Source organism: Pelagibius sp. 7325, from assembly GCF_037652055.1.
Taxonomy (GTDB): domain Bacteria; phylum Pseudomonadota; class Alphaproteobacteria; order Kiloniellales; family Kiloniellaceae; genus Pelagibius.
The window spans coordinates 1164571-1176925 of sequence record NZ_JBBKAH010000002.1 but is presented as its reverse complement, the minus strand read 5'-3'; the positions used below and the strand labels follow the sequence as shown (position 1 = coordinate 1176925).

General features: G+C 65.9%; 9 protein-coding genes. 5 read left to right on the top strand and 4 right to left on the bottom strand.

Annotation, left to right across the window (positions count from 1 at the left end; translation table 11 throughout):
* Nucleotides 1–73 precede the first annotated feature (73 nt).
* Nucleotides 74–1849: an SLC13 family permease gene (locus WDC82_RS07520; protein WP_340116636.1), complete on the top strand. Its 1776-nt coding sequence runs from the start codon at nt 74–76 to the stop codon at nt 1847–1849.
* A 10-nt stretch (nt 1850–1859) separates the two neighbouring features.
* On the opposite strand, the gene WDC82_RS07515 is transcribed toward WDC82_RS07520, so the two are convergent.
* Nucleotides 1860–3881, bottom strand: coding sequence for a PAS domain-containing protein (locus tag WDC82_RS07515; protein ID WP_340116635.1), 2022 nt, complete (start codon nt 3879–3881; stop codon nt 1860–1862).
* 308 nt (nt 3882–4189) lie between these two features.
* Here WDC82_RS07515 and WDC82_RS07510 point away from each other — a divergent pair, with 308 nt between their 5' ends.
* Both WDC82_RS07510 and WDC82_RS07505 read left to right on the top strand, forming a co-directional pair.
* The gene (locus tag WDC82_RS07510) at nt 4190–5788 is read left to right on the top strand and encodes an alkaline phosphatase D family protein (RefSeq protein WP_340116634.1); all 1599 of its coding nucleotides are present in this window, start codon (nt 4190–4192) and stop codon (nt 5786–5788) included.
* 152 nt (nt 5789–5940) lie between these two features.
* Nucleotides 5941–6651, top strand: a complete 711-nt coding sequence (locus WDC82_RS07505) for a type 1 glutamine amidotransferase domain-containing protein (RefSeq protein ID WP_340116633.1) — start codon at nt 5941–5943, stop codon at nt 6649–6651.
* 267 nt (nt 6652–6918) lie between these two features.
* Here WDC82_RS07505 and WDC82_RS07500 read toward each other — a convergent pair whose 3' ends face one another.
* Nucleotides 6919–7875: a LysR substrate-binding domain-containing protein gene (locus WDC82_RS07500; protein WP_340116632.1), complete on the bottom strand. Its 957-nt coding sequence runs from the start codon at nt 7873–7875 to the stop codon at nt 6919–6921.
* Nucleotides 7876–8021: 146 nt separating this feature from the next.
* Here WDC82_RS07500 and WDC82_RS07495 point away from each other — a divergent pair, with 146 nt between their 5' ends.
* The gene (locus WDC82_RS07495; protein WP_340116631.1) at nt 8022–9494 is read left to right on the top strand and encodes a catalase; all 1473 of its coding nucleotides are present in this window, start codon (nt 8022–8024) and stop codon (nt 9492–9494) included.
* A gap of 152 nt (nt 9495–9646) precedes the next feature.
* Here WDC82_RS07495 and WDC82_RS07490 read toward each other — a convergent pair whose 3' ends face one another.
* On the bottom strand, nt 9647–10309 hold the full coding sequence (locus WDC82_RS07490; protein ID WP_340116630.1) for a TetR family transcriptional regulator: 663 nt from the start codon (nt 10307–10309) through the stop codon (nt 9647–9649).
* Nucleotides 10310–10437: 128 nt separating this feature from the next.
* Here WDC82_RS07490 and WDC82_RS07485 point away from each other — a divergent pair, with 128 nt between their 5' ends.
* Nucleotides 10438–11289, top strand: coding sequence for an NAD(P)H-binding protein (locus tag WDC82_RS07485; RefSeq protein ID WP_340116629.1), 852 nt, complete (start codon nt 10438–10440; stop codon nt 11287–11289).
* A 25-nt stretch (nt 11290–11314) separates the two neighbouring features.
* On the opposite strand, the gene WDC82_RS07480 is transcribed toward WDC82_RS07485, so the two are convergent.
* Nucleotides 11315–12337, bottom strand: a complete 1023-nt coding sequence (locus WDC82_RS07480; protein ID WP_340116628.1) for an adenosine deaminase — start codon at nt 12335–12337, stop codon at nt 11315–11317.
* Nucleotides 12338–12355: the final 18 nt, after the last annotated feature.

Genomic DNA, 12355 nt, shown 5'->3' with positions numbered 1-12355 from the left:
TGACACAATCGCCCGCGCCCAAGGTCATATCCGCCGCCACGTCCTCGCATTCCCGGGAGCCCGCAGAATCGCCGTGACCATCGATCAAGCCGTGATCTTCGCCATCCTGCTGGCGCTCTTCGCCCTTCTGGTATGGGGCCGCTGGCGCTACGACGTGGTCGCCTTCGCCGCCTTGATGGCGGCTGTCGCCACGGGCCTCGTGGCGCCGGAGGGCGCCTTCGACGGCTTCGGCCACCCGGCCACCATAACCGTCGCCGCCGTACTGGTGCTGAGCCGGGTACTGGCCAGCACCGGCGCCGTGGACCGCCTCACCCAACTGGTACGGCCGGCATCCGGGCGCACGACCACGCACGTCGGCGCCGTGGCCGGCATCGGCGCGGCCATGTCGGCGGTGATGAACAATGTCGGCGCGCTGGGCATCCTGATGCCCATGGCGATCCAGTCGGCGCGCAAGGCGGCGCGTTCGCCCAGCATTATCCTGATGCCACTGTCCTTCGGCTCGATGCTGGGCGGCCTCATCACCCTGATCGGCACGCCACCTAACATCATCGTCGCCAGTTACCGCGGCCAGCTGACCGGCAGCAACTTTAGCATGTTCGACTTCACACCCGTGGGCCTCGCCGTCGCTGCGGCCGGCGTGGCCTTTGTTGCCCTGATCGGCTGGCGCCTGGTGCCGCAGCGCGGCGGCGCGCGCCCCAAGGGCGAGCTGTTCGACATCGAGGCATACGTGACCGAAGCCCGCGTTCCGGAGGGCAACCCGCACGTCGGCAAGACCCTGCGAGAGATCGATGAGCTGGTCAAGGACATCGACGTGGTCATCATGGACCAGATCCGCGACGAGCGGGCCTTTCCGGCCTCGACGCGCAAGGAGCTGCGAGCCGGCGACATTCTGAAGATCGAGGCCGCGCCGGAGGAGATCGACAAGTTCGTCAGCACGCTGGAACTGGAGATCGGCGCCGAGGCGTCCGGCGTCGGCGCGCGCAAAATGTCGGAGGACGCGACGCTGATGGAGGGCGTGGTGGCGCCGGGCTCGCGCCTCGACGGCCGCCTGGTCGGTTCACTGCATCTCTTCGCGCTGCGCGGCATCACCCTGCTCGGGGTCTCGCGCCAAGGCCAGCACTATCACGGCCGCCTGCGCTCCTTCCGCATCCGTCCCGGAGACGTTCTGCTGCTGCACGGCGAGAAGGAGCAGCTCGCCGACCTGGTGACACCCTACGGCATCCTGCCGCTGGCCGAACGCGAGATGCACTTCGGCAAACGCAGCAAGGGCCCGGCGGTGATCGCCGTCTTCGCCGCGGCGATCCTCGCCGCCAGCTTCGGCATCGTGCCGATTCACATCGCTTTCGGCATCGCCATCGTGGTGCTGGTGGCACTCGACCTGATGAACGTGCGCGAACTCTACGACGGCATCGACTGGTCGGTGATCGTCCTGCTCGGCTCGCTGATCCCGGTCGGCGGCGCGCTGCAAAGCACCGGCGCTACTACGCTGATCGCCAACGGGCTGGTCGATTTGACAGCGGGGCTGCCGGCGGTTGCGGTGCTGGTAATCGTGATGGTCGTCACAATGACGCTCTCGGACATTCTGAACAATGCTGCCACCGCGGTGGTCATGGCCCCGATCGGCGCGACGGTGGCGGAGCGCCTGGACGTCGATGCCGACCCCTTCCTGATGGCCGTCGCCATCGCCGCTTCCTGCGCCTTCCTGACGCCCATCGGGCATCAGAACAATGCCCTCATCCTGGGGCCGGGCGGCTACCGCTTCGGCGACTACTGGCGCATGGGCCTGCCGCTGGAGATCCTGGTGGTCGCGGTCTCGATACCGATGATTCTGCTGGTCTTCCCGTTGTAGCGGGCGGCTCTCAGGCGGAGCGACGCCCGTTCCCGGCATCGAAGACGGCACGGCTACCGACCCGCCGGGCCGGGAAGCGGACGGTGACCGAGGTCCCCTTGCCCACTTCGCTCTCCACCTTCATCGATCCACCGTGCAATTCTGCCAGCGATTTCGAGATTGGCAGCCCGAGGCCGGTGCCGTTGTGGGTGCGGGTGTGTGCGCTCTCGATCTGTCCAAAGGGCTGCAGCACGATTTCAATGCCCTCGGCCGTCATGCCAACGCCGGTATCGCGCACGACGAGCGCGAGGTCGCCCGAGGGCTCCAGCATCGCCTCGACCATGACGCCGCCCCCTTCGGGCGTGAACTTGATCGCGTTGGACAAGAGGTTGAGCAGGATCTGGCGCACCGAGCGCTTGTCGGCATAGAGCGGCGGCAGATCGTCCGGCAGCAGGCTGCGCAGCGCGAGGCCTGCATTGGCGGCGGCCTCCTTCACGATGGTGCGGCAGGAGCTCACCACGTAGGCGATGTCGATCATCTCCTCGTGCAGCTCCATGCGACCGGCCTCGATCTTGGAAAGGTCGAGAATGTCGCTGATGATCGACAGCAGATGGCTGGCGCTGCGGCGGATGTCTTCTGCGTACTCCCGGTACTGCGGATTGCCAAGCGGCCCGAAGAGGCCCTGCTCCATGATCTCCGAGAAGCCGATGATGGCGTTCAGCGGCGTGCGCAGTTCGTGGCTCATGTTGGCGAGAAAGGCGGACTTCGCGTGGTTGGCCCGTTCGGCCTCGTCGCGCGCGATGCGCAACTGGCGCTCCTTCTCCTTCATCTCGCTGATGTTCATATGGATGCCGCCGATACCGATGGCGCGCCCGGCGGAATCGAGCACCGGGAAGCGGGTGATCATGCAGAACACCTTCTCTCCGTCCAGCCGCGTCACCTCCATCTCTGCTTCCATCGGGATACCGGTGCGCAGCACGGTGCGGTCCTGTGCGGAGATTACCTCGGCCTGCTGCTGCGGGAAGTACTCGAAAGCGGTGCCGCCGACCACCTCGTGCGCCTGCAGGCCGTAGAGCTCCAGGAATTGCTGGTTGGCGAGCATGTAGGCGCCACCGTCATCCTTCAGCACCAGACCAGCGGGCAGGTGATCGATAACCGCGCGCAAGCGATCACGGATCTCCCGCTCGGCGCGCTCCATCGTCTTGGTCTCGGTGATGTCGGTCAGAGTCAGGAAGAGGCCGCCATTGGCCGTGCGCTCTTCGCGGATGCGGGTCCAGCGGCCATCGGAACGCTGGGTCTCGAACTCCTCGACCGGGTTGCGGTGGCGCGCCATGCGCTCTGCCACCCATTCTTCCTCGCGCCCGACCGCTTCCCGGATAAGGCCATGGTCCACCTGCAGGCTGACCAGGTCCTCAAATTTCATGCCAGGACCGATGGCATCGGCGCAGGACGCGAAGACCTCGACGTAAGCGTCGTTGAACAGCAGCAGGCGATCTTCGCTGTCGAACAGGGCGACCGCCGAAGAGAAATGTTCGACGGCCTGCAGCAGCAGATCCTGCGCCTCGAAGGCCATGCGACGGGCGCGGTATTCCTCGGTCAGATTGCGCCCTGTGCCGCGGTAACCGAGGAAGCAGCCCGCCTCGTCGAACAGCGGCACGCCGCTGATCGACCAGTATTGCCGGTCGCCGTTATCGGCAACGTAGATGTATCGGAAGTCACGGAACGGGCGGTGCGCCCTGAGGTCGTCAAGATGCGTCTGCCACTTGTCGCCGTCAGTGTCGCCCGAGCCCATTTCCTGTCGGGTCTTACCGATGGTGCGGCGCGGATCCACCCCGGTGACGTCGCGCAGACGCTCCGACATGAAGGAGAAGCGCAAGTCTGCGTCCATCTCCCAGAACCAGTCGGAAGCGGCGGCGGCGAAATCACGCAGGCGCGCCTCGCTTTCGCGCAAGGCCGCCTCGGCCTGAGCCCGTTCGGCCTCCAGCCGCTCGACCTCCTCCACGCGCCGCTGGAGCCGGGCAAGCTCCGCAGCCAACTCCATTTTCGTCGGCAACGGCCGAATCTCTCCACGAACTGGCAGGGTAATGCAGGATGATTCGAGCAGAGAACGGTTAAAAGACGTTGAAGATTAACATTTTGGCAGCATTTTCCCGGTTGCTCACAGACCCCTCTGCCACCGTCACGAAACTGACGCGCGAGCGACATTGCCCGGCAATAGCAGCAGGTTATCGACGGCGCGATAGTCATGCCGGGCAAGAGTCGGAGCCGACCACACAAGCCAAGGCCCGCAGAGGCCGAAACTATCCCCGCTTCCGCCCGGAGCCGGACCCCCGTGTACCCGCCGATCTCAAGGAGAAGATCATGTCGCATCTGTCTTTCCGCCGGACCGCCCTCCCGATTACCCGCAGGAGTCTGCTGCGCAGCGGCGCCGCCGCCGGCGCCGGGCTAGCCGGCGCCGGCTTGCTGGGCTTTGCCGCCCCGGCCATCGCCCAAGTGAACCGGCCGGTCTTCACCCACGGCGTCCAGAGCGGCGACGTCACCACCAACAGCGGCATGATCTGGGCGCGCGCCGACCGGCCGGCGCGCCTGATGGTTGAAGTCGCAACTACGGACTCCTTCAAGAACGCGCGCAAGCTGCGCGGGCCGGCGGCGATCGAGACCAGCGACTTCACCGCCAGCCTGGACCTGACCGACCTGCCCGCCGGCCAGGACATCTTCTATCGCCTGCAGTGGCAAGATCTCGCCGACGTGAATCTGCTGAGCGAGCCCACGGTGGGCCGCTTCCGCACGGCGCCGGGCAACAAGCGCGACGTCAGCTTCGTGTGGACCGGCGACACCGCCGGCCAGGGCTGGGGCATCAACCTGGATTGGGGCGGCATGCGCTGCTACCAGACCATGCTGAACAACCGCCCGGACTTCTTCATCCACTCCGGCGACAACATCTACGCCGACGGCCCGATCCAGGCCGAGGTTGCCCTGCCCGACGGCAGCATCTGGAAGAACGTGACGATCGAAGAGAAGTCGAAGGTCGCTGAGACGCTGGCCGAGTTCCGCGGCAACTACAAGTACAACCTGATGGACGACAACGTGCGGCGCTTCAATGCCGAGGTGCCGATCTTCTCGCAGTGGGACGACCATGAGGTCACCAACAACTGGTACCCCGGCGAGATGCTGATCGCCGACGACCGTTACACGGTGAAGAGCGCCTCCCTGCTGGCCAGCCGAGCGCAGCGCGCCTTCCTGGAGTACATGCCGATCCGCCCGACGCTGGGCGATCCCGAGCGCATCTACCGCAAGGTCTCCTACGGCCCGCTGCTCGACATCTTCTTCGTCGACATGCGCAGCTACCGCGGCGCGAACAGCGCCAACGACCAGCTCGAGCGCGGCCCCGAGACCGATTTCCTCGGCGCCGAGCAGTTGAAGTGGCTGAAGCAGGAACTGCTTGCTTCCAAGGCGACCTGGAAGGTGATCGCGGCCGACATGCCGATCGGCATTCAGGTAAAGGACAAGGTAGGCGACCTGCCGGCTTTCGAGAATGGCGCCAACGGCGATGGCCCGGTGAAGGGGCGCGAGCACGACTTCGCCGACCTGCTGCGCTTCATCAAGCACAGCGGCATCAAACAGACCGTATGGCTGACCGCCGACGTGCACTATACGGCCGCGCACTACTACGATCCCAACAAGGCGCAGTTCCAGGATTTCGAGCCGTTCTGGGAGTTCGTCTCCGGCCCCGTGCACGCCGGCTCCTTCGGCCCCGGCGAGATGGACAACACCTTTGGCCCGCAGGTGATGTACACCAAGAACCCGGGCGGCAGGGCCAACCTGTCACCCGCCGAGAAGCTTCAGTTCTTCGGTCAGGTCCGCATCGATGGCGAGACCGAGGCGATGACCGTCACCCTGAAAGACATCGACAACAACGATCTCTATTCGGTGACCCTGGAGTCGAGCGCGGCTGCCTGATCTTCGCCGCCTCGGCAAACCCGGTGGCACGGCAAGGGGGCGTCCCGGCGGGGACGCCCTTCTTCCTTTCGCGCCACGGGAAATTCGGAACGATCCCGCCGGACGCCGCGTTTCCTTACCTGACCCCAACAGCAACCAGGGAGCCAAACGCGATGACGAAACGTATTCTCATCCTTCTCACCTCGCACGACGAACTCGGCGACACCGGCAAGGCGACCGGGTTCCACTGGGAAGAATTGACCACCCCCTATTGGCAGCTGCGTGACGCGGGCTACGACGTCGACTTCGCCTCACCCGCCGGCGGCCCGCCGCCGGCCGACCCCAAAACCGGCGCGAAGGAGGGACGTCCCGCCTCCGTGCAGCGCTTCATGGACGATGAGGAGGCGATGAAGGCGCTTGAGGCCTCACGCCCGGTGGTCGAGGTAAACGCCGACGACTACGCGGCGGTCTACCTGCCCGGCGGCCACGGCACCATGTGGGACTTGGCGCAGAACAAGGCGGTCGGCGGCCTGATCGCCCAGGCCTATGAGAAGGGCGCAGTCATCGGCGCCATCTGCCACGGGCCGGCCGGCCTGGTCGGCGCCGACCTCTCCAGCGGCCAGCCGCTGGTGCGCGGCAAGCGGGTGAACAGCTTCACCGACGCCGAGGAGCGCGAGGTCGGTCTCGACGAAGTCGTTCCCTACCTGCTGGAAAGCCGGCTGCGCAGCCTGGGCGCCGAGTTCGAGGGCAACCCGAAGCCCTTCGGCGCTCACGCGGTGCGCGACGGGCGCCTGGTCACCGGCCAGAACCCGGCCTCTGCGGAGAAGCTCGGCAAGCTGCTGATCGAGACGCTGCAGGAAGAGGCCAAGAAACACGCCGCCTGAGCAGAAACTTAAGTCCATTCACGGTGCTGAGATCGCCCCCGGAGGCAACGCCTTCCGGGGGCGATCGCTGCTTGGCCCCATGCGGTTGACGGGGCGCACCGGGGCGCGCCAACGTCCTAGGTGGCGTTGTTCATCTGCGCGTGCAGGAGGCGCTGGAGGGCAAGCTGCTGCGGTTCGTCCAATGCGTTCCAGCCCCCTCCTGGGATGGCGATTGACGGTCGTGTCAGAATGGCTTTCAGAATCAGCCCGGAATAGCATTCGATTTGCTTAGATGGCTGCGGCCTGCCTGACGTCAGGCCGCGGCGTCACACTGTCGGGCAGTTGGTCCAGGATGACCCCGGCCAGCGCTTCCAGCAGGCGCGGCTGCGGAAAGGACTTGCGGTACCACAGCGCGACCGGGCGCTGGGCACTGGCGAGCCGCAGCGGCCGCGCCACGATATCGGCGCCGCTCAGATGCGGGCTGCGCACGGCCAGCGCTGGCACCAGGGTGCAGCCGAAGCCGGCCGCCACCATGTTCAGCAGGGTCTCCAGGCTGGAGGCGCGCAGGTCGGCAATGCGGTGCCCCCCCGGATGCTGCTTGGCGGGGCCGCGCGACCGCGCACAGACCTTCAGTACCTGATCGCGCAAGCAGTGGCCGTCGGTCAGCAGCAGCAGGTCGACGTCGGCAAGCTGCGCCTCGCTGATCTCGTCCTGCCGGCTCAAGGGGTGGTCCTTTGGGCAAGCGACCCAGAAAGGCTCGTCGAAAAGAGGGATCGACGTCAGCTCCGGCGCATCCGGCGTCGTCGCCAGCACAGCCGCGTCGATTTGGTGCGCGGTAAGACGTGCGAGCAGAGAGTCCGTCACCTCCTCGAAGAGCGCCGGGGTGAGGTCCGGGTAGCGGCGCTTCAGCGCGCCCAGGACCAACGGCATCAGGTAGGGGCTGACGGTCGGAATGACGCCCAGGCGCAACGGCCCGGCCATGGGGTTGCGGTGGGCGCGGGCGATGTCCTGGATCTGCGTGGCCTGCTCCAGGGCCAGGCGCGCGTGGCGCACGATTTCCTCCCCCAGCGGCGTGGTCACCACCGAGCGGCTGGTGCGCTCGAAGAGGGTGACGCCCAGGCTTTCCTCCAGCTTGCGCAGCTGGCCGCTCAAGGTCGGCTGGCTGACGTGGCAGCGCTCGGCGGCACGGCCGAAATGCTGCTCTTCGGCCACCGCCACCACGTAGCCGAGATCGCGCAGGTTCATCGATTGGGCATTCCCAAGAGGCAAAGAAGACTAATAGTCTACAACGATTGATATGATCGAAACAATCGATTTTGAAGATCAATCAGCTCTGAGTACCTTTAGAACCGTTCCAGAACTTTTCCATCCAGATAGACGCCGAGGAAACAATGGCTGACCAGAAGACCCCGATCCTGACGACCTCGGCCGGCGCGCCGATCTCCGACAACCAGAATTCGCTGACCGCCGGGGCGCGCGGGCCGGTGCTGATGCAGGACTACCAGCTGATCGAGAAGCTGGCGCACCAGAACCGTGAGCGCATCCCCGAGCGCACCGTTCACGCCAAAGGGTGGGGCGCCTTCGGGACCTTCACGGTGACCCAGGACATCACCCGGTACACCCGCGCCAGACTCTTCTCGCAGATCGGCAAATCCACGAAGATGATCGCCCGCTTCTCCACCGTCGCTGGCGAGCAGGGCGCGGCGGACGCCGAGCGCGACGTGCGCGGCTTTGCCCTGAAGTTCTACACCGAGGAAGGCAACTGGGATCTGGTCGGCAACAACACGCCCGTGTTCTTCATCCGCGATCCCTACAAGTTTCCGGACTTCATCCACACCCAGAAGCGCCATCCGCGCAGCAACCTGCGCTCGCCCACGGCCATGTGGGACTTCTGGTCGCTGTCGCCGGAGAGCCTGCATCAGGTGACCATCCTGATGTCGGACCGCGGCCTGCCGCAGACCGTGCGCCACATGAACGGTTACGGCTCGCATACCTATTCTTTCATCAACAAGGACGGCGAGCGTTTCTGGGTGAAGTTCCATTTCAAGACTCAGCAGGGCCATCAGTTCTGGACCAATGCGGAGGCCGAGCAGGTCGTCGGCAGGACCCGCGAGTCGACCCAGGAAGACCTCTACGGCTCCATCGAGAACGGCGATTTCCCGAAGTGGACGCTCTACGTGCAGGTGATGCCGGAGACCGATGCGGAGAAGACGCCTTACAACCCCTTCGATCTGACCAAGGTGTGGCCGCACGGCGACTACCCGCTGATCGAGGTCGGCGTCATGGAGCTGAACCGCAACCCGGACAACTACTTCGCGGAGATCGAACAGGCCGCCTTCTCGCCCTCGAACATCGTGCCGGGCATCGGCTTCTCGCCGGACAAGATGCTGCAGGCGCGCATCTTCTCCTATGCCGATGCGCACCGGTATCGCCTGGGGACCCACTACGAGGCCTTGCCGGTGAACGCGGCGAAGTGCCCGGTCCACCACTACCACAAGGATGGGCCGATGCGCTTCTTCGAGAACTTCACGCAGAATCCGGACGCTTACTACGAGCCGAATTCCATGGGCGGGCCGAAGCAGGACGAAAGCTATGCCGAGCCGCTGCTGAAGATCTCCGGCGACGCGGACCGCTACAACCACCGGGAGGGCAACGACGACTACACCCAGCCGGGCAATCTCTTCCGCCTGATGCCCGCCGACGCCCAGCAGCGCCTCTTCGCCAACATCGCCGCCGCCATGCAGGGCGTGCCGGAGGAAATCGTCCAGCGCCAGCTGGTGCACTTCACCCGCGCCGATCCGGCCTACGGCGCAGGCGTCGCCAAGGCCTTGGGCGTGGCGTTCGAGGCCGCCGCCGCTGAGTAAGTTCAGGAGAAGTTTATCCCTGCCGGTCCTCCCGGACCCTGCGAACCCCTCATGCCCCCCGGGAGGGCCGGCACACCTCGGCCGGAGCCGTCGGGTATCGCCTTCAGCTTCCTGCGCAACGGCGCCCGGTGGTTTCCGGCCGAATTTCTCACTCAGCCCTTTTTCGCCCGCGCCGCGATGGCCGTGAATTCCCGCCCGGCCATGCTCTTGTAGGCCTCGACCAGGGCGTCACCTTCCTTGCGCTTCACGGAGACGGCAAGGCGCATGGTGGCCTCGCCGAGATGCATGACAAGCAAGGAGCGCGCGGCGACCTCGTCCCTGTCCGCCTTGGGGAAAAGGCGCATCAGGGTCTCCGTCATCATCTTGCCGATCACCCGGCTGTGCTCCAACTCCAGGTCGCGGAGCCGGCCGTCGGCCAGAGCGCCGGACCAGATGTCGCGGATCACCGGTTCAGCCAGGAAGAGGTCGTAGTAGGCCGCGGCCAGGGCGTCGAAGGCGGCACAGAGCGACTTCAGGTCCTTGACCGGTGCCAGACCTTCCTCGATCGCCGCGCGGCAGAGCGCATTGTAGCGCGCCGCCAGTGTGTGGATGATCGCCGCCTTGTCCGGAAAGTACTGATAGAGCGAGCCGATGGAGATGCCGGCCTCCGCGGCCACCTCGCTCATGCGCAGGGCATCGCTGCCGGACTCGGCGATCTTCTGAGACGCCACCGCCAGAATGCGCTCGACGCGCTCCCGGCTGCGCTGTTGCGCCGGGCGGCGGCGCAGCGACTGCGCGGTGCGACCTTCCGGCTTGCGGTCGGCGGCCTTGGCCACGGCAGCTTCTCTCCTTCACGAAAAATCTGCTCTCTTGACTTGCATAATATGAGGGTTTATCACATTTAGCAAATGTGAGTATTACTCATGTTTGTGGATCGACCCCGAGAACGGAAAGGACGAGAGCCATGACTTCCCCGAAGACGATCCTGGTGATCGGCGGTACCGGCAAGACCGGGAGCCGGGTGGCGGAACGCCTGAACCGGCGCGGCCTGCCGCTGCGCATCGGCACGCGCAGTGCCACCATCCCCTTCGACTGGGAGAACCCGGACACCTGGTCGCCGGCCCTGGAGGGCATCGGCGCCGCCTACGTCACCTACCACCCGGACCTCACGGTGCCCGGCGCAGCGGAGACTGTCGGCGCCTTCGCCGAGCTGGCAATCCAGCGCGGCGTCCGTCGGCTCGTGCTGCTATCCGGCCGTGGCGAGGAAGGAGCCGAGCGCGGCGAAGAGGCCGTGCAGGCCTCCGGTGCCGCGTGGACCATCCTGCGCTGCAGCTGGTTCAACCAGAATTTCAGCGAGAGCTTCTTCCTCGAGGGACTGCGCAGCGGCACCCTGGCCCTGCCCGTCGGCGCGGTCGCCGAGCCCTTCATCGATGCCGAGGACATTGCCGACATCGCCGTGGCGGCGCTGACGGAGGAGGGTCACGAAGGCCAGCTCTACGAACTGACCGGCCCGCGCCTGCTGACCTTCGCCGAGGCAACGGCGGAGATTGCCGAGGCCAGCAGGCGCGACATCCGCTACCAGCAGATCACGGCGGAAGCCTTCTCCGAAGCCATGATGGCAGAGGGCCTGCCGGCGGACTTCGCGGCCTTCGTCAACGAGCTCATCGCCACGGTGCTGGACGGCCGCAACGCCAGCCTCACCGACGGTGTCGAGCGCGCCCTCGGCCGCAAGCCGCGCGACTTCGCCGACTACGCGCGCAAGGTGGCGGCGACTGGGGTGTGGGCGCCAAAGGCCGAGCTCGTGACGACCCTCTGAGCGCGCCTGGCGGCGGTGCCGGACCTCAGGCTTGCACCGCCCTGACATAGGCTTCCACCTCGGCGATGTAGTCGGCCTTGGTGGCGTTGTCGAGAAACGACGCCTCGAAGGAATTGCGGGCGATGAGGGCGAGTTCTTCGTTGGTGAGTCCGAGGGCCTGACGCACGGCGGCGTAATTGTCGTTCATGTAGCCGCCGAAGTAGGCCGGATCGTCGGAGTTCACCGTCACCATGAGGCCGCGATCCAGCATCATCTTCAGGGGATGCGCGGTCATGTCGTCGAAGACGCAGAGCCGGATGTTGGAAAGCGGGCAGACGGTGAGCGGCGTGCGGCGGCGCGCCAACTCCAGCATCAGGTCCGGGTCCTCCAGGGCGCGCACGCCGTGGTCGATGCGCTCTACCTTCAGGTCATCCAGCGCCGACCAGATGTAGGCCGGCGGCCCTTCCTCGCCGGCATGGGCCACGGCGTGGAAGCCCTCCGCCCGCACGCGATCGAAGACCGCCTGAAACTTCGCCGGCGGATGGCCCTGCTCGGAGGAATCGAGGCCGACACCGACGATGCGGTCGCGGTAGGGCAGCGCCTCTTCCAGCGTCGCCATGGCGTCCGCGGCGGAGAGATGGCGCAGAAAGCAAAGAATGATCCCCGCGGTGATGTCCAGTTCGTCCGCCCCGTCGCGCAGTGCCTTCTCGATACCGTCGAAGGCCGTGGCGAAAGCAATGCCGCGCCCGGTGTGGCCCTGGGGATCGAAAAAAATCTCCACGTGGCGCACGTTGTCCTGCGCGACGCGCCGCAGATAGGCCAGCGTCAGGTCGTAGAAGTCCTGCTCCGTCTGCAGCACCGCCATCCCCTGGTAGTAGAGGTCGAGGAAGTCCTGAAGGCTGGTGAAATTGTACGCGGCGCGCACGGCATCGACGTCGGCATAGGGCAGCCTGACGCCGTTGCGCTCTGCCAGCGCCACCATCATCTCCGGCTCCAGCGAGCCTTCGATGTGAAGGTGCAGTTCGGCCTTGGGCAGGCCGGCGATGAAATCGTTCGGATCGGCGCTCACGGGCAAAACAGTCTCTCT

Excerpts from the sequence above, each read along its gene's own strand:
- WDC82_RS07510 (WP_340116634.1), top strand. The coding sequence starts at position 4,190 with ATGTCGCATCTGTCTTTCCGCCGGACCGCCCTCCCGATTACCCGCAGG.
- WDC82_RS07505 (WP_340116633.1), top strand. The coding sequence starts at position 5,941 with ATGACGAAACGTATTCTCATCCTTCTCACCTCGCACGACGAACTCGGC.
- WDC82_RS07500 (WP_340116632.1), bottom strand. The coding sequence starts at position 7,875 with ATGAACCTGCGCGATCTCGGCTACGTGGTGGCGGTGGCCGAAGAGCAG.
- WDC82_RS07495 (WP_340116631.1), top strand. The coding sequence starts at position 8,022 with ATGGCTGACCAGAAGACCCCGATCCTGACGACCTCGGCCGGCGCGCCG.
- WDC82_RS07485 (WP_340116629.1), top strand. The coding sequence starts at position 10,438 with ATGACTTCCCCGAAGACGATCCTGGTGATCGGCGGTACCGGCAAGACC.